Consider the following 22,965-nt stretch of genomic DNA (forward strand, 5'->3'; position numbering starts at 1 on the left):
GCCGGAGGCTAGGCCGGGGTTCCGTAACGCCGGGTTAAATCCGGTGCGGAAACCCCGTGATCGCAGCGGGCTAGGTCTTGATCGACACGGCGCGGCGCAGAAAGGCCGGGACCTCGGCTTCGCCGAACGGACGGCCGTTGGCGCGCTGCGGTTCCGCTTCCGTCCGCGACCCGCGACGGTCCGACTGGCGCAGGTGAGCCTGCTGGGCCGGCCGCTCCTGGGGGGCCGTCGGGGGCGCGGGGTCGGCGGCGGCCGTCTCGACAGGAGCCTCGGCGGCCGGGGCGGCCTTGGCGCCGCGGCGGCTGCGGCTCCGGCGCGACGGCGCGGCGGGCTGGACGTCGGGGGCCTCGGTCTCCGGCGGGGTCAGGGGGGCGGCGGCCTCGGCCGGCTCAGCCGGCTCGGCCGCGGGCGTGTCGGCGCTGGCCGGAGCCCGACGCGAGCGCGAGGGACGGTCGCTGCGCTCCCGCGCCGGCTCGGCCCGCTCGGCCTTCTCCGGACGACGGCCCGAGCCGCCGCCGAGATCGGCGCTGTCCAGCGTCAGTTCCTCGGGCTTCATCTTGATGAGCTTGAGGACCTTGTCGAGCGACCGGTCGTCGGCCGGCGTGACGATCATGAAGGTCTGGCCGGTCTTGCCGGCGCGGCCGGTGCGGCCGATGCGGTGCACATAGTCGTCGGCGTGGTGCGAGACGTCGTAGTTGAAGACGTGGCTGACATCGGGGATGTCCAGCCCGCGCGCCGCGACGTCGGAGGCGACCAGCAGCTTGAGCTCGCCCGAGCGGAAGGCCGCCAGGGTCTTCATGCGCAGCGACTGGTCCAGGTCGCCGTGGATCGGCGCGGCGTCGAAGCCGTGCTGCTTCAGCGATTTGGCGACGACGTCGACCTCGGACTTGCGATTGCAGAAGACGATGCCGTTGCGGACGTCGGAGCGGCCGATCAGGGCGCGCAGGGCGGCGCGCTTCATCTTCGGATCGCTGGACGGGATGCGCACCAGATACTGGGTGATGGTCTCGGCCGTCATCGCCGGGCGCGAAGCCTCGATCCGGGTCGGGTCCTTGAGGAACTGGGTGGTCAGGCGGGTGATCTCGGGCGGCATGGTGGCCGAGAAGAACAGCGTCTGGCGCTTCGGCGGCGTCAGTTTGAAGATGCGTTCGATGTCCGGGATGAAGCCCATGTCGAGCATGCGGTCGGCCTCGTCGACCACCATCAGCTCGACACCGGTCAGCAGCATCTTGCCGCGTTCGAACAGGTCCAGCAGGCGGCCGGGGGTGGCGATCAGGACATCGACGCCCTTGTTCAGCGCCGCCACCTGGTCGCCCATGGAGACGCCGCCGATCAGCAGCACCCAGCTCAGCTTGGTGCCCTTGGCGTATTTCTCGAAGCTGGAGGCGACCTGGTCGGCCAGTTCGCGGGTCGGCGCCAGCACCAGGGCGCGGGGCATCCGGGCGCGGGCGCGGCCCTTGGACAGTCGGTCGATGAGCGGGAGGGTGAAGGCGGCGGTCTTGCCGGTGCCGGTCTGGGCGATGCCGAGAACGTCGCGTCCGGCGAGCGCCACGGGAATGGCCTGGGCCTGGATCGGGGTGGCGGTCGTGTAGCCGGTGTCGGCGACCGCTTGCAGGGTCGTGGGCGAGAGGCCCAGCTGGGAGAATTCGGTCATGGGTCCTTTGGACAGATACTGAAGGACGTCCCGCGCATCGGGCCGTCGTGCGATGTCGCGGAACCGCCCTTGCCATGGGCGAGCGGGCGGCGCGGATTCGCCAGTCCTGTCCCGAACGTGCGCCGCATATAGAAGCCCCCACGCCAGAGTCAACTATTCGCGAGGACGGCGAGAGGGGTTGGCAACCCCTAACCGATTGTTAATAGTCCGCCCCGGGAAGGGCTGAGTAGGGGTTACTGTATGCTTCGCACGCTTACCGCGGCGACCGTTCTGGCCGCCTGTCTGGTAGCGAGCCCGGGCCGGGCCGATATCAACGCCGCATTCGGAAACACGGTGCTGTCCCGCTACGCGGACGGGGGCTGGGTCAAGCACTGGTTCAACCCGGACGGCACCTACCTTGCGCAGTTCTCGGACGGCCGCCGGCTGTCGGCGCGCTGGTCGGTGAGGGGCGAGCGCGTCTGTCTCACCAACATCCGGCCCAACATGCTGATCCCGCGCTTCTGCACCCAGATGATCGACGCCGATGTCGGAGAGACCTGGCAATCGCGCGACCCTCTCGGCCGCCGCGTCAGCAACGTGCTGATCGCCGGGCGCAACTGACGCCTTGCTACATATGAGAGAGGGGACCGCTCGCGGAGCGGAAAGCGCCATTCCCTGACTGCGATATCAGAGGGAATGGCGCGAGTGACGGGGCTCGAACCCGCGACCTCCGGCGTGACAGGCCGGCACTCTAACCAACTGAGCTACACCCGCGTTTCCCGGCCGCGAAGCAGTGCGTCGCGGCGAGGGGCGTCGTTTAGGCGGGGGCGCCTCGCACTGTCAAGCGAGGAAGCCGCTGACTTCGACAGTTTTTCGGCGCTTTGCCGCGGGCGCGGCCAGGCCCGGTCACGGCCTCGCAAACTGCGAACCATTCTCAAGAAAAACCTTTCGCCGCATGGGTTTGAACGGGCGCGGTTCCGGGTCTAGAAAGCGCCGAATCCGCCCCCTCCCTTTCGGCGGACGAGGTCCCTTCCGGATGAATGCATTCCTTCTCGAATATCTGCCGATCGTGGTCTTCCTCGGAATCGCGACGGCGCTCGGGCTCGGCTTCATGCTGGCCGCCTGGGTGCTGGCCCCGAAGAACCCGGACTCCGAGAAGCTGTCGGCTTATGAGTGCGGCTTCAACGCCTTCGACGACGCGCGCATGAAGTTCGACGTGCGCTTCTACCTGGTCTCGATCCTGTTCATCATCTTCGACCTGGAAGTGGCCTTCCTGTTCCCGTGGGCGGTGTCGATGTTCGACCTGTCGCACGCCGGCATGGTGTTCGCCTTCTGGTCGATGATGGTCTTCCTGGGCGTTCTGACCGTCGGCTTCATCTACGAATGGAAGAAGGGCGCGCTCGAATGGGAGTGACCACCGATAACACCTTCCCCCTGATCGGGGCGGGCAATCAGGGTGCGTCGCCGTCCGGCGCGCCGTCGTCGCCGGTCGCTTTCGGACAGGCGGGGCGGACCCTCGTGCAGGGCTATGATCCGGCCGTGCATGACAAATTCTTCGAGCAGGTCAACGCCGAGCTCGGGGAGCGCGGCTTCATCACCACCTCGCTGGACGACGTGATCAACTGGGCGCGGACCGGCTCGCTGATGTGGATGACCTTCGGCCTGGCCTGCTGCGCCGTGGAGATGATGCAGGCGTCCATGCCGCGCTACGACATGGAGCGGTTCGGCATGGCCCCGCGAGCCAGCCCGCGCCAGTCGGACCTGATGATCGTCGCCGGCACCCTGACCAACAAGATGGCCCCGGCCCTGCGCAAGGTCTACGACCAGATGCCGGACCCGCGGTATGTGCTGTCCATGGGCTCGTGCGCCAACGGCGGCGGGTATTACCACTACAGCTACAGCGTTGTTCGGGGCTGTGACCGGGTGGTGCCGGTGGACGCCTATGTGCCGGGGTGCCCGCCGACGGCGGAGGCGCTGCTGTACGGCCTGCTGCAGCTGCAGAAGAAGATCCGGCGGACGGGGACGATCGAACGATGAACGCCCTGGCCCGCATTGAAGAGATCGAGTCGGCGCTGACGCCGCTGGGCGCCGAGATGGTCGGCGCGCTGGGCGTGCAGGCCCAGGTGGCGTTCGGCGAGCTGACGCTGGTCGCGGACCGGGACGGCATCGTCGCCGTCCTGACCGCGCTGCGCGACCGCTTCGGCTTCCAGCAGCTGGTCGACCTGTGCGGCGTGGATTTTCCCGATCGCGAAGAGCGGTTCGAGGTGGTCTATCACCTGCTGTCGCTGACCCGGAACACGCGCATCCGCGTCAAGGTCGCGACCGACGAGCACAGGCCGGTGCCCAGCGTAATCACCGTCTATCCCAACGCAGACTGGTTCGAGCGCGAGGCGTTCGACATGTACGGCATGCTGTTCTCGGATCACCCGGACCTGCGCCGCCTGCTGACCGACTACGGCTTCCAGGGGCATCCGCTGCGCAAGGACTTCCCGATGACGGGCTACGTCGAGGTCCGCTACGACGAAGAGCAGAAGCGAGTGGTCTACGAGCCGGTGCGCCTGACCCAGGAATTCCGCAATTTCGACTTCCAGTCGCCGTGGGAAGGCGCGGAATACCCCGCCCCGGTGCTGCCGGGCGACGAGAAGGTTCAGGGCTGATGGCGGAAGGTTCGCACATTCCGGCGCCGCTGGGCGCCTCCGTCGACGTGTTCGAGGACGACCGGCGCACCGAGCACGCCCGCTCGCTCGACGACCGGAAGTTCACGATCAATTTCGGCCCCCAGCACCCCGCTGCGCACGGGGTGCTTCGCCTCGTGCTGGAGCTGGACGGCGAACTGGTCACGCGCGTCGATCCGCATATCGGTCTGCTGCACCGCGGCACCGAAAAGCTGATGGAGGCGCGGACCTATCTGCAGAACGTGCCCTACATGGACCGGCTCGACTACGTCGCGCCGATGAACCAGGAGCACGCCTTCTGCCTGGCCATCGAGAAGCTGCTGGGCCTCGACGTTCCCTACCGCGGCCAGCTGATCCGGGTGCTGTATTCCGAGATCGGCCGCATCCTGTCGCACCTGCTGAACGTGACGACCCAGGCCATGGACGTCGGCGCCCTGACGCCGCCGCTGTGGGGCTTCGAGGAACGCGAGAAGCTGATGGTGTTCTATGAGCGCGCCTCCGGGTCGCGCCTGCACGCCAACTATTTCCGCCCCGGCGGCGTGCACCAGGACCTGTCGCCCGACCTGATCGACGACATCGGCCGCTGGTGCCTCGAATTCCCGGCGGCGCTCAAGGACATCGAGTCCCTGATCACCGAGAACCGCATCTTCAAGCAACGCAACGTCGACATCGGCGTGGTCTCGAAGGAGCAGGCGCTGGCCTGGGGCTTCACCGGCGTGATGCTGCGCGGCTCGGACATCCCGTGGGACCTGCGCAAGTCGCAGCCATACGAATGCTACGCCGACCTTGAGTTCGACATCGCCGTCGGCAAGAACGGCGACTGCTGGGACCGCTACCTGTGCCGCATCGAGGAGATGAAGCAGTCGGTGCGGATCATGGAGCAGTGCATCCACAAGCTGCGCAACTGCCCGGGCGAACCGGTCATCGCCGAGGACAACAAGATCGTGCCGCCGCGGCGGGGCGAGATGAAGCGGTCGATGGAGTCGCTGATCCACCACTTCAAACTGTTCACCGAGGGCTTCCGCACGCCGGAGGGCGAGGTGTACGCCGCCGTCGAAGCGCCGAAGGGCGAGTTCGGCGTCTATCTGGTCTCGGACGGCACCAACAAGCCGTACCGGGTGAAGATCGCCGCCCCGGGCTTCAAGCACCTGCAAGCCATGGACTGGATGAACCGCGGCCACATGCTGGCCGACGTGAGCGCCATCCTCGGCTCGCTCGACATCGTGTTCGGGGAAGTCGACCGATGAGCGACAAGCCCTTGAGCGATCTCGTCAAGCAGGGCTGGGAGATCGTCGATTATTCGGTCGGCACCGACAGCTCCGGAACCCAGACACACTGTTTCGTCGTCAGGCGGCAGGCGCAACACAAGGTTCTGACGGTGCGCAAGAAGATGCTGGGAGAGGGCGTCGTGTCCTCGGAGATGGAAGTCTGATGAGCGTTCGTCGTCTCGCCAAGGTACAGCCGGCCTCGTTCGCCTTCTCCAAGGCGACCCGGGCCAAGGCCGACTGGTGGATCGCCAAATATCCCGCCGACCGTCGTCAGTCGGCGGTGATCCCGATCCTGTGGCTGGTCCAGAAGCAGGAGGGCTGGGTCTCCGAACCGGCTATCCGCGCCATCGGCGAACTGCTGGGCATGCCCTTCATCCGGGTGCTGGAGGTGGCGACCTTCTACACCATGTTCCAGCTCGAACCCGTTGGATCGGCTGCGCTTATCCAGGTGTGCGGCACCACGCCGTGCATGCTGCGCGGAGCAGGGGAGCTGATGAAGGTCTGCAAGGACCGGATCGGTCCGAAGGACGTGCTGAGCGCCGACGGCCGCTTCACCTGGCAGGAGGTCGAGTGCCTCGGCGCCTGCGCCAACGCGCCGATGGCTCAGATCAACGACTACTATTTCGAAGACCTGACCGCCGAGAGCATGGCCCAGATCATCGACGACTTCGCCGCCGGCAAGTCGCCGAAACCGGGCAGCCGCGTCGGCCGCGCCAGTTCGGAGCCGGAAGGCGGGGCCCTGACCCTGACCGATCCGAAACTCTATGACGGCTCGGCCGCCAAGCCGATCAGGAAGCTGCCCAACAGCGATCCGGTGACCGCGTGACCCGCCCCGACCTGTCCGACGACGAAGCCGTCGCGCGCTACCGCGCCGAGCTGCGCGTGGTCGGCCGCAACCCGCGGCTGGCCGGCTTCGCCCTGGTCATTCTCGGCGCCGTCGCCGTCTGGGCCGCCGGTTATGCCGGAGCGGCCGCGCCTGCCGTGCAATGGGCCGGGTACGCCGCGCTGGCGTTCGGCTGGGCCCTGATGCTGGCCGCCATCTTCCTGCGCACCCGTTATCACCGCCGCCGCATGGCGGAGATGGACTGAATCATGGTCGGAATCCTCGAAGACAAGGATCGCATCTTCACCAACCTCTATGGTCTCCAGGACTGGAGCCTCGAGGGCGCGAAGAGCCGTGGGGCGTGGAACGCCACCAAGGACATGCTCGACCTCGGGCGCGACTGGATCATCACCAACGTCAAGAACTCCGGCCTGCGCGGCCGCGGCGGCGCCGGCTTCTCGACCGGCCTGAAGTGGTCCTTCATGCCCAAGGAGCTCAAGGACCGGCCGCACTATCTGGTGGTCAACGCCGACGAGTCGGAACCCGGGACCGCCAAGGACCGGGAGATCATGCGCCACGATCCGCAACTGCTGATCGAGGGTTGCCTGATCGCCAGCTTCGCGATGCAGGCGCACGCCTGCTACATCTACCTGCGCGGCGAATATGTGCTGGAGCGCGAGCGCATGGAGGCCGCGGTCAAGCAGGCCTATGAAGCGCGGCTCATCGGCAAGAACAACGTCCACGGCTGGGACTTCGACGTCTACATCCACCACGGCGCCGGGGCCTATATCTGCGGTGAAGAGACGGCCCTGCTGGAGAGCCTGGAGGGCAAGAAGGGCCAGCCGCGCCTGAAGCCGCCGTTCCCGGCCGGCGCGGGCCTCTACGGCTGCCCGACCACGGTCAACAACGTCGAGTCGATCGCCGTCGTCGGCACCATCCTGCGCCGCGGCGCGGACTGGTTCGCGGGCTTCGGCCGTCCGAACAACACCGGCACCAAGCTGATGACCATCAGCGGCCATGTGAACCGGCCGTGCAATGTCGAAGAGGCGATGTCGATCCCGCTGAAGCAGCTGCTGGAAGAGCACTGCGGCGGCGTGCGCGGCGGCTGGGACAATCTGAAGGCGGTGATCCCCGGCGGCTCGTCGGTGCCGCTGATCACCCGCGAGATGTCCGAGACGGCGCTGATGGATTTCGACAGCCTGCGCGAGATGCGCTCGGGCCTCGGCACGGCGGCGGTGATCGTCATGGACCAGTCGACCGACCTGGTCCGCGCCATCGCCCGCATCTCGTACTTCTACAAGCACGAGAGCTGCGGCCAGTGCACGCCGTGCCGCGAGGGGACCGGCTGGATGTGGCGGGTGCTGGAGCGGATGGCGATCGGCGAGGCCGACCCGTCGGAGATCGACCTGCTGCTGGACGTGGCCGGCCAGGTCGAGGGCCACACCATCTGCGCCCTCGGCGACGCCGCGGCCTGGCCGGTGCAGGGCCTTATCCGGCATTTCCGCCACGAGATCGAAGAACGCATAGCGAGCTACCGCAGCCGCCGCGCGAACTTCGCCGGCCACGCGATCGCGGCGGAGTGACGATGCGCGCTTTCGCGGTCCTGATGCTGGCGCCCTTCGCCCTCGCCGCCTGCGGCGAGCGGGCGGAGGAGGGCGCGCCGACGCCGGCCGAGGTGGTTTCCACCGCGCCGGCGAAGACCGACGTCGCGCCGGCCGCGCCCGCGGTGCTGGACGCCGCCGCCCTGCGCCGGGTCTGTCAGGCCGGTCTGGCGGCGATCCACGGGCAGCAACTGGGCGACATCGCGATCGACGGCCTCGACGGCGAAATCGTCAACGCCTCGTGGCGCGCGCCGGTCGACGGCGGCCGCCGCCGCGCCCAGTGCCGGGTCGAGGGCGACCTGATCACCTGGAAGCCGGTCGACGCCCCGACGCCCGAACAGAACCGCTGGATGAACCAGTCCGGCGACCCGGTGACGCGCTTCGTCCTTGACGGCGGCGCCGTGACCATCAACACGACGCTCCCGGATGGGACGACCGCCACGGAGACCTATGCCGTGGCTGCTGAGCAAGAGGCCCGCTGATGCCCGTCGCCAAGGTCAACGGCGTAGAAACCGAGTTCGAGCCCGGCATGACCGTGCTCCAGGTCGCCGAGAAGGCCGGCCACGAGATTCCGCGTTTCTGCTACCACGAGCGGCTGTCGATCGCCGGCAACTGCCGCATGTGCCTGGTCGAGGTGAAGCCCGGACCGCCGAAGCCGCAGGCTTCGTGCGCCTTGCCGGCCGCCGACGGCCAGGAGATCTTCACCGACACGCCGATGGTCAAGAAGGCCCGCGAAGGGGTGATGGAGTTCCTGCTCATCAACCACCCGCTGGACTGCCCGATCTGCGACCAGGGCGGCGAGTGCGACCTGCAGGACCAGGCCATGGGCTATGGCCGCGACGGTTCCCGCTATGCGGAGAACAAGCGCGCCGTCGAAGAAAAGAACATGGGTCCGACGGTGAAGACCTTCATGACGCGGTGCATCCAGTGCACCCGTTGCGTCCGCTTCATCACCGAGGTCGCCGGCGTGCCGGACATCGGCATGATCTCGCGCGGCGAGGACGCCGAGATCACCACCTACCTCGAGAAGAACATCGACTCCGAACTGTCGGGCAACGTCAACGACCTGTGCCCCGTCGGCGCCCTGACGCACCGGCCTTGGCAGTTCCACTACCGGCCCTGGGAGCTGAAGAAGACCGAGTCGATCGACGTCATGGACGCGCTGGGCTCCAACATCCGCGTCGACGCCCGCGGCCCCGAGGTCATGCGCGTGCTGCCCCGCGTCAACGAGGGCGTCAACGAGGAGTGGCTGTCGGACATCAGCCGCTATGTCGTCGACGGCCTGCAGCGCCAGCGGCTCGACCGGCCCTATGTGCGCGAGAACGGCAAGCTGCGCGTGGCCTCCTGGGAGGAGGCGCTCGGCGTCGTCGCCGACAGGATCAAGGCCGCGAAGCCGGAGAAGATCGGCGTCGTCGCCGGCGACCTGCAGGACGCGGAATCGATGAAGGCGGCGCTGGATCTGTTCCGCGCCCTGGGTTCGCCCAACACCGACTGCCGCCAGGACGGCGTGGCGCTCGGCCACGGGCCGCGCGAGGGATGGCTGTTCAACTCTGGCCTGCAAGGCGTTGAAAAGGCGGACGCCGTCCTCATCGTCGGAGCCAATCCGCGCACCGAGGCGCCGCTGCTGAACGCCCGCCTGCGCAAGGCGTGGCTGACCGGCAAGACCCAGGTGGGGGTGATCGGCGACCAGATCGATCTGACCTTCGATTACAGCTGGCTCGGGGCCGGCTCGAAGACCTTGGCCAAGCTGCCCAAGGCGGCGATGGACTTCCTCAGCAAGGCCGAGCGGCCGGCGATCATCGTCGGCGCCGGCGCCCTGACCGGGGACACCGGACCGGCCGTGCTGAACGCGCTGGGCGCGCTGGCGAAGAAGGTCGGCGTCGTGACCGAGGGCTGGAACGGCTTCAATGTGCTGCACAGCGCCGCTTCAAGGGTCGCCGGGCTGGACATGGGGTTTGTCCCGGGCGAGGGCGGCCTGACCGCCGCGCAGATGGCCGGGAAGGGCGCGCTGGACCTGCTGTTCCTGTTGGGCGCCGACGAGATCGACCTGTCGAAGTCCAAGGCCTTCCGCGTCTATCTGGGCAGCCACGGCGATCGCGGCGCGCACGGCGCGGACGTCATCCTGCCGGGCGCGGCCTATACCGAGAAGCCGGGGATCTACGTCAACACCGAGGGCCGCGTTCAGATGGCCGAACGCGCCGTCTTCCCGAAGGGCCAGGCGAAGGAAGACTGGGCCATCCTGCGCGCCCTGTCGGCGCTGGTCGGCCAGACCCTGCCGTACGATACCCTCGACGCCCTGCGCTCCAGGCTGATGGCCGACCATCCGACCTTCGGCCGCATCGACTATCTGCCGCCCGCGGCCTCGTTCGACGTGGCCGGCCTCGGCAAGAAGGGCGACCTCGGCGACACGGCCTTCCACTCGGCGGTCCGCGACCCGTATCTCAACAACCCGATCGCGCGCGCCAGCGTGACCATGGCCGAGCTGTCCGCCCTGCGGGTGGCCCCGGTCGCGATGGCGGCGGAGTAAGGCCCGATGGATTTCTGGAGCACCCCTCTCGGCTGGACCCTGATCACGGCGGGCGGCATCCTGCTGGTCACCGTCGGCATCCTGATCTCGCTGGCCTTCCTGCTGCTGGCCGACCGCAAGATCTGGGCGGGCGTGCAGATGCGCAAGGGCCCCAACGTCGTGGGTCCGTTCGGCCTGCTGCAGTCGTTCGCCGACTTCTTCAAATTCGTGCTGAAGGAAATCGTCGTGCCGGCGGGCGCCGACAAGGTGATCTTCCTGCTGGCGCCGCTGCTGACCTTCGTGTTGGCCTTCATCGCCTGGGCGGCGATCCCGTTCGCCCCGGGCTGGGTCATCTCCGACCTGAACGTCGGCATCCTCTACATCTTCGCCATCAGCTCGCTGGGCGTCTACGGCATCATCATGGGCGGCTGGGCTTCGAACTCGAAGTATCCGTTCCTGGGTTCGCTGCGATCGGCGGCGCAGATGGTGTCGTACGAGGTGTCGATCGGCCTGGTGATCATCAACGTCATCATCCTGTCGGGGACGATGAACCTGACCCAGATCGTCGTCCAGCAGGGCGGCTGGGCCTGGAACTGGTTCGCCTTTGGCGGCGGACTGGCGACCTGGCCGACCATCGTCGTCATGTTCCCGATGGCGATCATCTTCTTCATCTCGGCCCTGGCCGAGACCAACCGCCCGCCGTTCGACCTGCCGGAGGCGGAGTCGGAGCTCGTGGCCGGCTATCAGGTCGAATACAGCTCGACGCCCTACCTGCTGTTCATGATCGGCGAATACGCCAACATCGTCTTCATGTGCGCCATGATCAGCCTGCTGTTCTTCGGCGGCTGGAACCCGGGCTTCCCGACCGACTTCCTCAACGACTGGCCCGAGTTCCTGGCCAACCTGCTCTACTTCCTGGTGTTCTTCGCCAAGATCATCTTCTGGTTCGCCATGATCGCCATGGTGAAGGCCTTCGTGCCGCGCTACCGCTACGATCAGCTGATGCGGCTGGGCTGGAAGATCTTCCTGCCGACGTCGCTGGTCGCCGTGGTCATCGTGTCGGGCTGGCGCGTCGCCTCGCGTCTGTATGGGTGGGGCGCATGAGCCGGCTTCTGACCCTGACCCTGCTGCTGGCCGCCGCGACCACGAGCGCCTGCGCCATTCCGACCTACGAGCCCGAGCCGGTCTCGGTCTACCAGTGGGAACGGCGCCAGCAGGCCGTCGAGCGGGAAATGGCCGAACGCGAGCGGCTGTGCCGCATCACCAAGGATGAAGACCCGCGCAAGGCCGAGCTCTGCCGCGGCGTCTCCGGAGACCAAGACTGATGTTCACCCGTCTCGTCCAGGCGACCAAAGGCGCGATGATGCTGGACGTCATCGGCGCCATCGGCCTGTCGCTGAAATACATGGCGCGGCCCAAGGCCACCGTGAACTACCCGTTCGAGCGCAATCCGCAGTCGCCGCGCTTCCGGGGCGAGCACGCCCTGCGCCGCTATCCGAACGGCGAGGAACGCTGCATCGCCTGCAAGCTGTGCGAGGCCATCTGCCCGGCCCAGGCCATCACCATCGAGGCCGAACCGCGCGCCGACGGCAGCCGCCGCACGACCCGCTACGACATCGACATGGTGAAGTGCATCTACTGCGGCCTGTGCCAGGAAGCCTGCCCGGTGGACGCCATCGTCGAGGGCCCGAACTCGGAGTTCACCGTCGAGACCCGGGAAGAGCTGCTCTACGACAAGGAAAAACTGCTTTCGAACGGCGACCGCTGGGAGCGGTTGATCGCGAAGAATCTGGAACTCGACGCGCCTTACCGGTAAGGCGCAACCGCTGGACGGGCCGGGCGATTCCGAGGGGGATCGACGGCCATAATCGAAAGGGGCGATAGCCTCAGATGTTGCAAGGACTCGCCTTCTATCTGCTGGCGGCGGTGGCCGTGGCGGGCGGCCTGATGGTCGTCACCGCGAAGAACCCCGTGCACAGCGTCCTGTGGCTGATCCTGACCTTCTTCTCGTCGGCGGGACTGTTCGTGCTGCTCGGCGCGGAGTTCCTGGCGATGCTGCTGGTGGTGGTCTACGTCGGCGCCGTCGCGGTGCTGTTCCTGTTCGTGGTCATGATGCTGGACGTCGACTTCGTGAGGCTGCGGGAGGGCTATGCGCGCTACCTGCCCCTGGCGGCGATCGTGGCCGGCGTGCTGCTGGCCGAGATGATCATGATCTCGCTGGTGGTGGTGAACGGCGGGGCCGCCGCCGACGCGACCGCCCCCGCGACCGCCCTGGCCGACGCCACCAACGCCGAGGCGATCGGCCGGGTGCTCTACACCGACTATGTCTACATCTTCCAGGCGGCGGGGATCGTGCTGCTGATCGCCATGATCGGCGCCATCGTCCTGACCCTGCGCCACAAGCCCAACATCAAGCGCCAGAACGCCCACGACCAAGTCAACCGCGACCGGAAGACGGCCGTCGAGGTCAAGGGCGCGGCCACCGGCGAGGGCGTTTCCGCCGAGGACCTGATCTGATGGAAATCACCCTGCAGCACTATCTGGCGGTCGCCGCCATCCTGTTCACCATCGGCGTCTTCGGCATTTTTGTGAACCGCAAGAACGTCATCATCATCCTGATGTCGATCGAGATGATCCTGCTCGCGGTGAACATCAATTTCGTCGCCTTCTCGGCCTACCTCAACGACGTCTCGGGTCAGATCATGGCCATGTTCGTCCTGACCGTGGCCGCCGCCGAGGCCGCCGTCGGCTTGGCCATCCTGGTGACCTTCTTCCGTAATCGCGGCGACATCGCCGTCGACGACGCCTCGGTCATGAAGGGCTGATCGTGAACCTCGAGCTTCTCGTCACTCTCGGCGTCTTCGCTCCCCTGTTGGGGGCGGCCATCGTCGGCCTGTCGGGCCGGCGGCTGGGCGACCTGCTGTCGAAGTCGATCACCACGGGTCTGCTGTTCGTCTCCTGCGCCATCGCCTGGATCGTGTTCAGCCAGTGGACCTGGGGCCATCTGGAGCCGTTCACGGTCCACGTCGCGCCCTTCATCCATGTCGGCGACTTCCAGTCGAACTGGTCGATCCGCATCGACGCCCTGTCGGCGGTGATGCTGGTCGTGGTCACGACAGTGTCGTCGCTCGTCCATCTCTACAGCTGGGGCTATATGTCGGAGGACCCCGACAAGCCGCGGTTCTTCGCCTATCTGTCGCTGTTCACCTTCGCCATGCTGGCGCTGGTCACCGCCGCCGACTTCATGCAGCTGTTCTTCGGCTGGGAAGGGGTGGGGCTGGCGTCCTATCTGCTGATCGGCTTCTGGTACAAGAAGTCCACCGCCAGCGCCGCCGCGATCAAGGCCTTCGTGGCCAACCGCGTCGGCGACTTCGGCTTCGCCCTCGGCATCTTCACCGTCTTCTGGATGTTCGGCACCATCGAGTTCGCCGAGCTCTTCCCGATGATCGCCGCGCGCGAGGGCACGGGTTGGGAATTCCTCGGCCACACCTGGTCGGCGCTCGATCTCGCCGGGGTGCTGCTGTTCATCGGCGCCATGGGCAAGTCGGCCCAGTTCTTCCTGCACACCTGGCTGCCCGACGCCATGGAGGGGCCGACCCCGGTGTCCGCCCTGATTCACGCCGCGACCATGGTCACGGCCGGCGTCTACATGGTCTGCCTGCTGTCGCCGATCTACGAGTACGCCCCCTACGCCAGCCAGATCATCGCCCTGACCGGCGCGGTGACGGCCCTGTTCGCCGCGACCGTCGGCCTGGCCCAGAACGACATCAAGCGCGTCATCGCCTATTCGACCTGTTCGCAGCTCGGCTACATGTTCTTCGCCGCGGGCGTGGGCGCCTATGAGGCGGCCATGTTCCACCTGTTCACCCACGCCTTCTTCAAGGCCCTGCTGTTCCTCGGCGCCGGCTCGGTGATCCACGGCATGCACCATGAGCAGGACATGCGGCAGATGGGCGGGCTGTGGAAGCTGCTGCCGATCACCTACGCCGTGATGATGATCGGCACGATCGCCATCACCGGCCTGGGCATCCCCGGCATTGGCGGCTTCGCGGGCTTCTACTCCAAGGACATCGTCATCGAGAGCGCCTGGGCGGCGGCGGCCAGCGGCCACTCGCCCATGGGCCTGTTCGCCTTCCTCGTCGGCATCGTCGCCGCCGGCCTGACCGCCTACTATTCGTGGCGGCTGATCTTCATGACCTTCCACAACAAGCCGGTGTGGAAGGAGGAGGGGGCGCACCACGCCGACGACCACGCCTCGCAGGCCCAGCTGGAAACGCATTCGGAGCCGCTGGCCGACGACGGCCACGCGCACGACGACCATGCGCACCACGGTCCGCTGAAGCCGCACGAGAGTCCCTGGGTGATGATCGTGCCGCTGCTCGTGCTGTCGGTCGGCGCCGTGGCCGCGGGCTTCCTGTTCGAAGGCTTCTTCACGGGCCACCACGAGGGCGAATTCTGGCGCTCGGCCATCTTCAACGGCCCGCACAACCACGTCCTGCACGAGGCCCATGAAGTCCCGACCTGGGTGGTCTGGTCGCCGCTGGTGCTGTCGCTGATCGGCACCTTCGCCGCCTTCTGGCTCTACGTCCTGAAGGAAGGCATGGCCCGCCGCATGGCCGAGAGGGGGGGCGTCATCCACGCCTTCCTTTACAACAAATGGTATTTCGACGAGCTCTATGACCTCGTCTTCGTTCGCGGGGCCAAGGCGGTCGGCGACCTGTTCTGGAAGATCGGCGACGTGAAGATCATCGACGGGCTGGGTCCCAATGGCGCGGCCTGGGCCTCGCTGAAATCCGCGGCCCGGCTGGCCAAGCTCCAGTCCGGCTATGTCTACCACTATGCGTTCGTGATGCTGCTCGGCGTGGCCGGTTTCCTCGCCTACGCCATCTATTCGTGGGGAGCCTGATCTTGCCCCAGATCCCCTTCATCCTGAGCGTCGTCACCTTCCTTCCGCTGGTCGGCGCAGGCCTGATCCTGCTCGCCCGCCAGTTCGGCAAGGGCGGGGCGGGCGGCGCGGCGCGCTGGATCGCCCTGATCACGACGCTGGCCACGCTGGCCGTCTCGGCGGTGCTGGTGGTCGGCTTCGACAGCTCCAGCGCGGCCTATCAATTCGTCGAGCGCTACGTCTGGTTCGCGGGCGCCGAGTATCACCTTGGCGTGGACGGGATTTCGGTCCTGTTCGTGCTGCTGACGGCCTTCCTGATGCCGCTGTGCATCCTGGCCAGCTGGAGCACGATCAAGGACCGGGTGGTCGACTACATGATCGCCTTCCTCGTGCTGGAGACGCTGTGCATCGGCGTGTTCACGGCGCTGGACCTGTTCCTGTTCTACATCTTCTTCGAAGGCACCCTGGTGCCGATGTTCATCATCATCGGGGTGTGGGGCGGGGCGAACCGCATCTACGCGGCCTACAAATTCTTCCTCTACACCCTGTTCGGGTCCGTCCTGATGCTGCTGGCCATGCTGTGGATGGCGAACGAGGCCGGCACGACCAGCATCCCGGACCTGAAGACCTTCGCCTTCCCGGGCTATGCGCAGCCGCTGCTGTGGCTGGCCTTCTTCGCCTCTTTCGCGGTCAAGATGCCGATGTGGCCGGTCCACACCTGGCTTCCGGACGCCCACGTCCAGGCCCCGACGGCGGGTTCGGTCATCCTGGCCGGCATCCTGCTGAAGCTGGGGGGCTACGGCTTCATCCTGTTCAACCTGCCGATGTTCCCCCAGGCGTCGCAGATGTTCGCGCCGCTGGTGTTCGTGCTGTCGGCGGTGGCCATCGTGTACACCTCGCTGGTCGCCTTCCGGCAGACCGACATGAAGAAGCTGATCGCCTATTCGTCGGTCGCGCACATGGGCTTCGTGACCATGGGCATCTTCGCCGGGAACGATCAGGGCGTGCAGGGCGCGGTGTTCCAGATGCTGAGCCACGGCCTGATCTCGGGCGCGCTCTTCCTCTGCGTCGGCGTGGTCTATGACCGCATGCACACCCGCGAGATCGCCCTGTACGGCGGCCTGACCGCCCGGATGCCGTGGTTCGCGGCCATCTTCATGCTGTTCACCATGGCCAACGTCGGCCTGCCGGGCACCTCGGGCTTCATCGGCGAGATCCTCACCATGACCGGCATCTATCATGTGTCGACCTGGACGGCCTTCGTCGCGGCTTCCGGCGTGATCTTCTCGGCGGTCTACGCCCTGACGCTGTACCGCAACGTCATGTTCGGCGAGATCACCAACCCGGCGATGAAGGCCATCACCGACGTCGACAAGCGCGAGATCCTGATCTTCGCGCCCCTGATCCTCGGCACCCTCTGGCTGGGCGTGCAGCCCGGCCTGGTGCTCGACTACACCGCCGCCTCGGTCGAGGCCCTGACCTCCGCCTATCAACTTGCGATCGGCGGGTGAGACGATGATGCCTGATTTGACCTCCGCCCTTCAGCTCTCCGCTCCGGAAGCCGCGCTCGCGGTCGGCGGCCTCGTGCTGCTGATGATCGGCGCCTTCGCCGGCGAGAAGAGCGCGCGTTTCGTCTCCGCCCTCTCGGTCCTGCTGCTGATCGGCGCCACGGCCCTGGCCGTGACCGGCCCGCTGGGCCGGGCCTTCAACGGCGCCTATGTGGCCGACCCTCTGGCCGTCTACGGCAAGGCCCTGATCTTCCTGTCCAGCGCGGTGGCCATCGTGCTCGGCGACGGCTGGATGAAGCGCACCCGCATCGCCCGTTTCGAATATCCGGTCCTGATCGTGCTCGCCTCGGCCGGCATGGGGATGATGGCCTCGTCCGGCGACCTGATCTCGCTCTACGTCGGCATCGAACTGCACTCGCTGGCCCTCTATGTGCTGGCCGCCTTCCACCGCGACGATCTCAAGGCGTCCGAGGCGGGGCTGAAGTATTTCGTGCTCGGGGCGCTGTCGTCAGGCCTGCTGCTCTACGGCGCCAGCCTGATCTACGGCTTCACCGGGTCGATGCGGTTCGACGAGATCGCCGCCTACGCCACGACCAACCCCTCGACCGGCCTGATCTTCGGCCTCGTCTTCCTGATCTGCGGCCTGGCCTTCAAGGTCTCCGCCGCGCCGTTCCACATGTGGACGCCGGACGTCTACGAGGGCGCGCCGACGCCGGTCGTGGCGCTGTTCTCGACCGCACCCAAGGTGGCGGCCATGGTGCTGATCGCGCGGACGCTGGAAGGCGCCTTCGCCGGCTCGCACGACCAGTGGGCCCAGGTGCTGGTCCTGATCTCGCTGATCTCCTTTGTCGTCGGCGCCTTTGGCGGCCTCGCGCAGCGCGACCTGCAGCGCCTGCTGGCCTATTCGTCGATCGCCAACATCGGCTACGCCCTGCTCGGCATCGCGGCGGGCACCGAAGCCGGCGTCGCCGCCATGCTGCTGTTCATGACCCTGTACGTCATCGACCAGTTCGGCTTCTTCGCGGTCATCCTGTCGCTGAGCCGGGGCGGGCGTCCGATCCGCCGCATCCAGGACTTCGCCGGCCTGCGCAAGGACCGGCCGGTGACGTCCATCGCCCTGACCGTGCTCTGCCTTTCGCTGCTGGGCATGCCGCCGCTGTCGGGTTTCTGGAGCAAATGGGCCGTGTTCGGGGCCGCGGCCTCGGCGGACAGCGACTGGCTGCTGGTGGCCGCGGTCGCCGGCCTGGTGGCCTCGGTCGTGGCCGGGTTCTACTATCTGCGGATCATCAAGCTGATGTGGTTCGACGCGGCGCCGGAAGGCGTGGAGCCGATCGAACGCTCGCCGGTCGAGGCGAAGACCATCGCCTGGGCCTGCGCCGCCTTCGCCTTCCCGCTGGTCATCATCGGTCTGACCTGGCTCCAGCCGCTGACCGCCGCCGCCGCCGCCGGTTTCGGAGCCGGGTAGGGCGTTCATGCCCGCCGCGCCCTTCCTGCTGCTCGACCAGATCGACTCCACCAATGCGGAGGCCCGCCGCAGGGCCGAAGCCGGCGAGGCCGGTCCGCTGTGGATCACCGCCCGGCGCCAGACCGAGGGCCGGGGCCGGCGCGGGCGGACGTGGCAGAGCGAGACCGGCAATCTGGCCGCGACCCTGCTGCTGACCACCCGCAAGCCGCCGGCGGAGGCGGCCCAGATCACCTTCGTCGCCGCCCTGGCGGTCGCCGACCTGCTGGACGCCTATGCGCCGCCGTCGCTGGTCGCCATCAAGTGGCCGAATGACGTGATGCTGGCCGGCGAGAAGGCCTCCGGCGTTCTGGTCGAGTCCGGCGCCCACCCGGCGGGCGGCCTGTGGCTGGCGGTCGGCATCGGGGTGAACCTGGCCGACGCGCCCGCCGGAACCGAACGCCCCGCGACCGCCCTGGCCCGGCACCTCCGGGTCGACGTGGCCGCGACACCCTCGCCGGAGGCCGCCGCCACGCGCTTGGCGCAGGCCTTCGCCGTCTGGCTCGAGCGCTGGACGACCTTGGGCTTCGAGCCGGTCCTGGACGCCTGGACGACGCGCACGACGGGTCTGGACGGTCCGGCGACGGCGCGGCTGGGACATGAGACGGTCGAGGGCCGGGCCGAGGGCGTGGCGCCGGACGGGGCGCTGCGCCTGCGGCTGGCCGACGGCACCCTGCGGCTGATCTCGGCCGGCGACGTATTCTTCGGGGAGGCCGCCTGATGCTTCTGGCGATCGAGCAAGGCAACACCAACACCCTGTTCGCGGTGCACGACGGAGCGGACTGGGTCGCCCAGTGGCGCACCGCCACCGAGAGCAGCCGCACCGCGGACGAATACGCGGTCTGGCTCAGTCAGCTGTTGTCGATGCACGATCTGAAGCTGGCGGCCCTCGACGGCTGCATCATCTCCAGCGTGGTGCCGCAGTCGATCTTCAACCTGCGCAACCTGTCGCGCCGCTACCTCAGCGTCGAGCCGCTGGTCATCGGCGACAATGTCGACCTCGGCATCGCCGTGCGCATCCTGAAGCCCAGCGAGGCGGGGGCCGACCGGCTGGTCAACGCCATCGGGGCGCACCTGGTCTATCCGGGCGACCTGATCATCATCGACAGCGGCACGGCCACCACCTTCGACGTCGTCGCCGCCGACGGGGCCTTCGAGGGCGGGGTGATCGCGCCGGGCATCAACCTGTCGCTGCAGGCCCTGCACGAGGCGGCGGCCATGCTGCCGCGCATCGCCATCCAGCGGCCGGAGCGCGTGATCGGCAAGGACACCGTCTCGAACATGCAGTCCGGCGTCTTCTGGGGCTACGTCGCCCTGATCGAAGGGCTGGTGACGCGCATCAAGGCGGAGTGGGGCCGGCCCATGACCGTCATCGGAACCGGCGGCGTCGCCTCGCTGTTCGAAGGCGCGACAGACTCGATCGACCGGTTTGATCCGGACCTGACTATCCGCGGCCTCCTCGAAATCTGGCGGCGGAATACCCACATCAAGGACATATGAAAAAACAAACCCCTGACGAACTCGTCTTCCTGCCGCTGGGCGGGTCGGGCGAGATCGGTATGAACCTCAACCTCTACGGCTATGGGCCGGAGAGCGACCGCCAATGGATCGTCGTCGACGTCGGCGTGACCTTCGGCGACCTGTCGACGCCCGGCGTCGATGTCATCGTGCCCGACCCCGCCTTCCTTGAGGGCGAGACCATCCGCGGCATCGTCCTGACCCATGCCCACGAGGACCACATCGGCGCCCTCGGCTGGCTCTGGACGCGGATGAAGGCGCCGCTGTACGCCACGCCGTTCACCGCCTTCCTGATCCGCGAGAAGCTGCGCGAGGCGGGCATTCTCGACCAGGTCCAGATCCACGAGATCCCGCTCGGGGGCACGGTCGATCTCGGCCCGTTCACGGTCGACTTCATCACCATGACCCACTCGATCGCCGAGCCGAACGGCTTGGCGATCCGCACCCCGCTGGGCACCGTCCTGCACACCGGCGACTGGAAGATCGACGACGATCCGATCGTCGGCGGCGTCACCGACGCCGGGGCGATCAGCCGTCTCGGCGACGAGGGCGTGCTGGCGATGGTGTGCGACTCCACCAACGTCTTCGTCGAGGGCGTGGCGGGGTCCGAGGGCGATGTGCGTGACCGGCTGGTGGAACTGATCGGCTCGCTGAGGGGCCGTATCGCCGTCGGCTGCTTCGCTTCGAACGTGGCGCGCATGGACAGCATCATCCGCGCCGCCGAGGCCTCGGGTCGTCGCGTCTCTCTGGCCGGCCGGTCGATGCACCGCATCACCGCGGCGGCCAAGTCCGTCGGCATGCTGGAGGGCATTCAGCCCTTCCTGTCGGAGGGGGAAGCTCGCGTCTGGCCCGCCGACGAGATCCTGTACCTGTGCACCGGCAGCCAGGGCGAGCCGCGCGCGGCCCTGTCGCGCGTCGCCGAGGGCACTCATCCGTACATCAAGCTGAGCCGCGGCGACCACTGCATCTTCTCGTCGCGGGTCATCCCGGGCAACGAGCTCTCGGTCGGCCGCCTGCAGGACAAGCTGTCCGACCGTGGCGTGCGCATCTACACCGAGCGGGACCACCCGGGCATTCACGTTTCCGGTCACCCGTGCCGTGAGGAACTGCGCCAGATGTACGCCTGGGCGCGACCGAGGATCGCCGTCCCCACCCACGGCATGCGCCGCCATCTCGCCGAGCACGCCAACCTCGCCAGGGACATCGGCGTGCCGGAGACGGTGACGCCCCGCAACGGCGACATGGTGCGGCTCGCGCCCGGGCCCGCCGCGATCATCGACGAGGTGCCGAGCGGGCGTCTGTACGTCGACGGGGGCCGGCTGGTCACGGAACAGGGTGAGGCGCTGCATGAGCGTCGCCACGCCTCGACCAACGGGGTGCTGATCGTCAGCTTCGCCATGGACAAGCGCGGCAAGATCGTCAGCGACATCGACGTGCGCGCCATCGGCTTGCCGGGCGACGCGGAGTCGCCGCTGGGCGACGCCCTCGACGATCTGGCCGAGCGCGCCGAAGCGGCGGTGATGAAGCTCAAGGGCGAGGCGCTGGAGGACGAGATGGTCATCGAACAGGCCGTCGCCCGCGCCCTGAAGAAGGCCAGCCAGCAGATCTGGGACCGGCGGCCGATTGTCGAGACGATCATCCTCAGGCTTTGAACCGACGGCGGGGCTTCCTATAAGGAGCCGATTCCCCGCCCAAGGACCTCCCATGCCCGACGCCTCGCCCGAGTTCCGCTACAAGCGCGTCCTGCTCAAGGTCTCCGGCGAGGTGCTGATGGGCGACCAGGCCTACGGCATCGACCAGAAGACCGTCGCCACCGTCGCCCAGGCGGTGGCCGACGTGGCGCGCGAAGGCGTCCAGATCTGCCTCGTTATCGGCGGCGGCAACATCTTCCGTGGGCTGTCGAAGGCCGCCGGCGACATGGAGCGGGCCACCGCCGACTACATGGGCATGCTGGCCACGGTGATGAACGCCCTGGCCATGCAGGCGGCGCTTGAGAAGATCGGCGTCCAGACGCGGGTGCAGAGCGCCCTGACCATGAACGCCGTCGCCGAGCCCTACGTGCGCCGCCGGGCGCTGCGCCACCTCGAGAAGGGCAGAGTGGTGATCTTCGCCGCCGGCGTGGGCGCGCCCTTCTTCACCACCGACTCCGGCGCCGCCCTGCGGGCCGCCGAAATGGGCTGTGACGCCCTGCTCAAGGGCACCAGCGTGGACGGCGTCTATACCGCCGATCCCAAGAAAGATCCGTCGGCGACGCGCTACGACACCCTCAGCTATCACGATGTTCTGGCCAAGGACCTCAAGGTCATGGACGCCTCGGCCATCGCCCTGATGCGCGATTCCGGCATCCCGATCGTGGTCTTCTCGATCCGCGAGGACGGTTCGCTGCGCAAGACCCTGACCGGCGAGGGGACCTTCACGGTGATCACCTCAAAGGCTAAATCAGCCTGACAAGTCCTTCGAGAACGAGAGAAAAGACAATGGCAAAGCCCGATCTCAAGACCTACCGCGACCGGATGGACAAGGCGGTCAGCGCGCTGAAGGAGGAGTTCTCGGGCCTGCGCACCGGCCGGGCCAACGCCGGCCTGCTGGAACCTGTCCAGGTCGAGGCCTACGGCTCGATGTCTCCGCTCCATTCCGTCGCCGCGATCAGCGTCCCCGAGCCCCGCATGATCTCGGTCAGCGTCTGGGACAAGAGCATGGTGACGCCGGTCGAGAAGGCCATCCGCGCCGCCGGCCTGGGTCTCAACCCCATCGTCGACGGCCAGACCCTGCGCATCCCGGTGCCGCCCCTGACCGAGGAGCGCCGCAAGGACCTGGCCAAGCTGGCCGGCAAATACGCCGAGCAGCAGAAGATCGCGGTCCGCAACGTCCGTCGCGACGCCAACGACGATCTCAAGAAGGCCGAGAAGGCCTCCGAGATCAGCCAGGACGAGCAGAAGAAGATGGAGGCCGAGGTCCAGAAGGACACCGACGCGGCCATCAAGCGCATCGACGAGACCTTGAAGGCCAAGGAAGTTGAGATCATGCAGGTTTGACGGCGCGTTTTG

General features: G+C 67.5%; 25 protein-coding genes and 1 tRNA gene. 24 read left to right on the plus strand and 2 right to left on the minus strand.

Annotation, left to right across the window (positions count from 1 at the left end; translation table 11 throughout):
* Positions 1 to 70: 70 nt before the first annotated feature.
* On the minus strand, positions 71 to 1,654 hold the full coding sequence (locus VEA98_RS11080) for a DEAD/DEAH box helicase (protein WP_324814197.1): 1,584 nt from the start codon (positions 1,652 to 1,654) through the stop codon (positions 71 to 73).
* Positions 1,655 to 1,894: 240 nt separating this feature from the next.
* Between VEA98_RS11080 and VEA98_RS11085 the strand changes: the two genes are divergently transcribed.
* Entirely contained in the window at positions 1,895 to 2,254 is a 360-nt protein-coding gene (locus tag VEA98_RS11085) for a hypothetical protein (RefSeq protein WP_324814199.1), read from the plus strand.
* Between the two features lie 76 nt (positions 2,255 to 2,330).
* On the opposite strand, the gene VEA98_RS11090 is transcribed toward VEA98_RS11085, so the two are convergent.
* Positions 2,331 to 2,407, minus strand: a tRNA-Asp gene (locus VEA98_RS11090).
* 262 nt (positions 2,408 to 2,669) lie between these two features.
* Here VEA98_RS11090 and VEA98_RS11095 point away from each other — a divergent pair.
* The 23 genes from VEA98_RS11095 to frr all read left to right on the plus strand — a co-directional run bounded on the left by VEA98_RS11095 (position 2,670) and on the right by frr (position 22,953).
* Positions 2,670 to 3,047: an NADH-quinone oxidoreductase subunit A gene (locus tag VEA98_RS11095; RefSeq protein ID WP_324814201.1), complete on the plus strand. Its 378-nt coding sequence runs from the start codon at positions 2,670 to 2,672 to the stop codon at positions 3,045 to 3,047.
* Positions 3,017 to 3,670: a NuoB/complex I 20 kDa subunit family protein gene (locus VEA98_RS11100; RefSeq protein ID WP_414642172.1), complete on the plus strand. Its 654-nt coding sequence runs from the start codon at positions 3,017 to 3,019 to the stop codon at positions 3,668 to 3,670. Before VEA98_RS11095 ends, VEA98_RS11100 begins: the two co-directional genes overlap by 31 nt.
* Positions 3,671 to 3,693: 23 nt before the next feature.
* Positions 3,694 to 4,290 carry an NADH-quinone oxidoreductase subunit C gene (locus VEA98_RS11105; RefSeq protein WP_414642176.1) on the plus strand — a complete coding sequence of 199 codons (597 nt, stop codon included), beginning with the start codon at positions 3,694 to 3,696 and terminating at the stop codon, positions 4,288 to 4,290.
* Positions 4,290 to 5,555, plus strand: a complete 1,266-nt coding sequence (locus tag VEA98_RS11110) for an NADH-quinone oxidoreductase subunit D (RefSeq protein ID WP_324814206.1) — start codon at positions 4,290 to 4,292, stop codon at positions 5,553 to 5,555. Before VEA98_RS11105 ends, VEA98_RS11110 begins: the two co-directional genes overlap by 1 nt.
* Positions 5,552 to 5,740 (plus strand): hypothetical protein, encoded by a 189-nt coding sequence (locus VEA98_RS11115; protein WP_324814208.1) that lies wholly within the window; start codon positions 5,552 to 5,554, stop codon positions 5,738 to 5,740. Before VEA98_RS11110 ends, VEA98_RS11115 begins: the two co-directional genes overlap by 4 nt.
* Positions 5,740 to 6,402, plus strand: a complete 663-nt coding sequence (nuoE, locus tag VEA98_RS11120) for an NADH-quinone oxidoreductase subunit NuoE (RefSeq protein ID WP_324814210.1) — start codon at positions 5,740 to 5,742, stop codon at positions 6,400 to 6,402. Before VEA98_RS11115 ends, nuoE begins: the two co-directional genes overlap by 1 nt.
* Positions 6,399 to 6,665, plus strand: a complete 267-nt coding sequence (locus VEA98_RS11125) for a hypothetical protein (protein ID WP_324814213.1) — start codon at positions 6,399 to 6,401, stop codon at positions 6,663 to 6,665. Before nuoE ends, VEA98_RS11125 begins: the two co-directional genes overlap by 4 nt.
* Before the next feature lie 3 nt (positions 6,666 to 6,668).
* Positions 6,669 to 7,982 carry an NADH-quinone oxidoreductase subunit NuoF gene (nuoF, locus tag VEA98_RS11130; protein WP_324814216.1) on the plus strand — a complete coding sequence of 438 codons (1,314 nt, stop codon included), beginning with the start codon at positions 6,669 to 6,671 and terminating at the stop codon, positions 7,980 to 7,982.
* A 2-nt stretch (positions 7,983 to 7,984) separates the two neighbouring features.
* Complete coding sequence (locus VEA98_RS11135; RefSeq protein ID WP_324814219.1) at positions 7,985 to 8,482, plus strand: hypothetical protein; 498 nt, start codon at positions 7,985 to 7,987, stop codon at positions 8,480 to 8,482.
* Complete coding sequence (nuoG, locus tag VEA98_RS11140; RefSeq protein WP_324814223.1) at positions 8,482 to 10,527, plus strand: NADH-quinone oxidoreductase subunit NuoG; 2,046 nt, start codon at positions 8,482 to 8,484, stop codon at positions 10,525 to 10,527. Before VEA98_RS11135 ends, nuoG begins: the two co-directional genes overlap by 1 nt.
* A gap of 6 nt (positions 10,528 to 10,533) precedes the next feature.
* Entirely contained in the window at positions 10,534 to 11,610 is a 1,077-nt protein-coding gene (nuoH, locus tag VEA98_RS11145) for an NADH-quinone oxidoreductase subunit NuoH (RefSeq protein WP_324814226.1), read from the plus strand.
* Complete coding sequence (locus tag VEA98_RS11150; protein ID WP_324814229.1) at positions 11,607 to 11,831, plus strand: hypothetical protein; 225 nt, start codon at positions 11,607 to 11,609, stop codon at positions 11,829 to 11,831. Before nuoH ends, VEA98_RS11150 begins: the two co-directional genes overlap by 4 nt.
* Positions 11,831 to 12,322, plus strand: coding sequence for an NADH-quinone oxidoreductase subunit NuoI (gene nuoI, locus VEA98_RS11155; protein ID WP_324814232.1), 492 nt, complete (start codon positions 11,831 to 11,833; stop codon positions 12,320 to 12,322). The genes VEA98_RS11150 and nuoI overlap by 1 nt, the downstream gene beginning before the upstream one ends.
* 74 nt (positions 12,323 to 12,396) lie before the next feature.
* Positions 12,397 to 13,023, plus strand: coding sequence for an NADH-quinone oxidoreductase subunit J (locus VEA98_RS11160; RefSeq protein WP_324814235.1), 627 nt, complete (start codon positions 12,397 to 12,399; stop codon positions 13,021 to 13,023).
* Positions 13,023 to 13,331, plus strand: coding sequence for an NADH-quinone oxidoreductase subunit NuoK (nuoK, locus tag VEA98_RS11165; RefSeq protein WP_324814238.1), 309 nt, complete (start codon positions 13,023 to 13,025; stop codon positions 13,329 to 13,331). Before VEA98_RS11160 ends, nuoK begins: the two co-directional genes overlap by 1 nt.
* A gap of 2 nt (positions 13,332 to 13,333) precedes the next feature.
* On the plus strand, positions 13,334 to 15,412 hold the full coding sequence (gene nuoL, locus VEA98_RS11170) for an NADH-quinone oxidoreductase subunit L (protein ID WP_324814240.1): 2,079 nt from the start codon (positions 13,334 to 13,336) through the stop codon (positions 15,410 to 15,412).
* 11 nt (positions 15,413 to 15,423) lie between these two features.
* A complete protein-coding gene (locus tag VEA98_RS11175) occupies positions 15,424 to 16,902 on the plus strand; it encodes an NADH-quinone oxidoreductase subunit M (protein ID WP_324814945.1) in 1,479 nt (492 codons plus the stop codon).
* 7 nt (positions 16,903 to 16,909) lie between these two features.
* Positions 16,910 to 18,364 carry an NADH-quinone oxidoreductase subunit NuoN gene (nuoN, locus tag VEA98_RS11180; protein ID WP_324814243.1) on the plus strand — a complete coding sequence of 485 codons (1,455 nt, stop codon included), beginning with the start codon at positions 16,910 to 16,912 and terminating at the stop codon, positions 18,362 to 18,364.
* 7 nt (positions 18,365 to 18,371) lie between these two features.
* A complete protein-coding gene (locus tag VEA98_RS11185) occupies positions 18,372 to 19,121 on the plus strand; it encodes a biotin--[acetyl-CoA-carboxylase] ligase (RefSeq protein WP_324814245.1) in 750 nt (249 codons plus the stop codon).
* On the plus strand, positions 19,118 to 19,900 hold the full coding sequence (locus tag VEA98_RS11190) for a type III pantothenate kinase (protein ID WP_324814947.1): 783 nt from the start codon (positions 19,118 to 19,120) through the stop codon (positions 19,898 to 19,900). The genes VEA98_RS11185 and VEA98_RS11190 overlap by 4 nt, the downstream gene beginning before the upstream one ends.
* Positions 19,897 to 21,570: a ribonuclease J gene (locus VEA98_RS11195; RefSeq protein WP_324814247.1), complete on the plus strand. Its 1,674-nt coding sequence runs from the start codon at positions 19,897 to 19,899 to the stop codon at positions 21,568 to 21,570. Before VEA98_RS11190 ends, VEA98_RS11195 begins: the two co-directional genes overlap by 4 nt.
* 52 nt (positions 21,571 to 21,622) lie before the next feature.
* Entirely contained in the window at positions 21,623 to 22,366 is a 744-nt protein-coding gene (gene pyrH / locus VEA98_RS11200; RefSeq protein ID WP_324814250.1) for a UMP kinase, read from the plus strand.
* A gap of 29 nt (positions 22,367 to 22,395) precedes the next feature.
* The gene (frr, locus tag VEA98_RS11205) at positions 22,396 to 22,953 is read left to right on the plus strand and encodes a ribosome recycling factor (protein WP_324814252.1); all 558 of its coding nucleotides are present in this window, start codon (positions 22,396 to 22,398) and stop codon (positions 22,951 to 22,953) included.
* Positions 22,954 to 22,965: the final 12 nt, after the last annotated feature.

It is taken from the genome of Brevundimonas sp., assembly GCF_035627055.1.
Taxonomy (GTDB): domain Bacteria; phylum Pseudomonadota; class Alphaproteobacteria; order Caulobacterales; family Caulobacteraceae; genus Brevundimonas.

Bases quoted from the DNA above. Each gene is read 5' to 3' on its own strand.
- VEA98_RS11080 (WP_324814197.1), bottom strand. From the start codon at position 1,654: ATGACCGAATTCTCCCAGCTGGGCCTCTCGCCCACGACCCTGCAAGCG.
- VEA98_RS11085 (WP_324814199.1), top strand. From the start codon at position 1,895: ATGCTTCGCACGCTTACCGCGGCGACCGTTCTGGCCGCCTGTCTGGTA.
- VEA98_RS11095 (WP_324814201.1), top strand. From the start codon at position 2,670: ATGAATGCATTCCTTCTCGAATATCTGCCGATCGTGGTCTTCCTCGGA.
- VEA98_RS11100 (WP_414642172.1), top strand. From the start codon at position 3,017: ATGGAAGAAGGGCGCGCTCGAATGGGAGTGACCACCGATAACACCTTC.
- VEA98_RS11110 (WP_324814206.1), top strand. From the start codon at position 4,290: ATGGCGGAAGGTTCGCACATTCCGGCGCCGCTGGGCGCCTCCGTCGAC.
- VEA98_RS11115 (WP_324814208.1), top strand. From the start codon at position 5,552: ATGAGCGACAAGCCCTTGAGCGATCTCGTCAAGCAGGGCTGGGAGATC.
- nuoE (WP_324814210.1), top strand. From the start codon at position 5,740: ATGAGCGTTCGTCGTCTCGCCAAGGTACAGCCGGCCTCGTTCGCCTTC.
- nuoF (WP_324814216.1), top strand. From the start codon at position 6,669: ATGGTCGGAATCCTCGAAGACAAGGATCGCATCTTCACCAACCTCTAT.
- VEA98_RS11135 (WP_324814219.1), top strand. From the start codon at position 7,985: ATGCGCGCTTTCGCGGTCCTGATGCTGGCGCCCTTCGCCCTCGCCGCC.
- nuoG (WP_324814223.1), top strand. From the start codon at position 8,482: ATGCCCGTCGCCAAGGTCAACGGCGTAGAAACCGAGTTCGAGCCCGGC.
- nuoH (WP_324814226.1), top strand. From the start codon at position 10,534: ATGGATTTCTGGAGCACCCCTCTCGGCTGGACCCTGATCACGGCGGGC.
- VEA98_RS11150 (WP_324814229.1), top strand. From the start codon at position 11,607: ATGAGCCGGCTTCTGACCCTGACCCTGCTGCTGGCCGCCGCGACCACG.
- nuoI (WP_324814232.1), top strand. From the start codon at position 11,831: ATGTTCACCCGTCTCGTCCAGGCGACCAAAGGCGCGATGATGCTGGAC.
- VEA98_RS11160 (WP_324814235.1), top strand. From the start codon at position 12,397: ATGTTGCAAGGACTCGCCTTCTATCTGCTGGCGGCGGTGGCCGTGGCG.
- nuoK (WP_324814238.1), top strand. From the start codon at position 13,023: ATGGAAATCACCCTGCAGCACTATCTGGCGGTCGCCGCCATCCTGTTC.
- nuoN (WP_324814243.1), top strand. From the start codon at position 16,910: ATGCCTGATTTGACCTCCGCCCTTCAGCTCTCCGCTCCGGAAGCCGCG.
- VEA98_RS11185 (WP_324814245.1), top strand. From the start codon at position 18,372: ATGCCCGCCGCGCCCTTCCTGCTGCTCGACCAGATCGACTCCACCAAT.
- VEA98_RS11195 (WP_324814247.1), top strand. From the start codon at position 19,897: ATGAAAAAACAAACCCCTGACGAACTCGTCTTCCTGCCGCTGGGCGGG.
- pyrH (WP_324814250.1), top strand. From the start codon at position 21,623: ATGCCCGACGCCTCGCCCGAGTTCCGCTACAAGCGCGTCCTGCTCAAG.
- frr (WP_324814252.1), top strand. From the start codon at position 22,396: ATGGCAAAGCCCGATCTCAAGACCTACCGCGACCGGATGGACAAGGCG.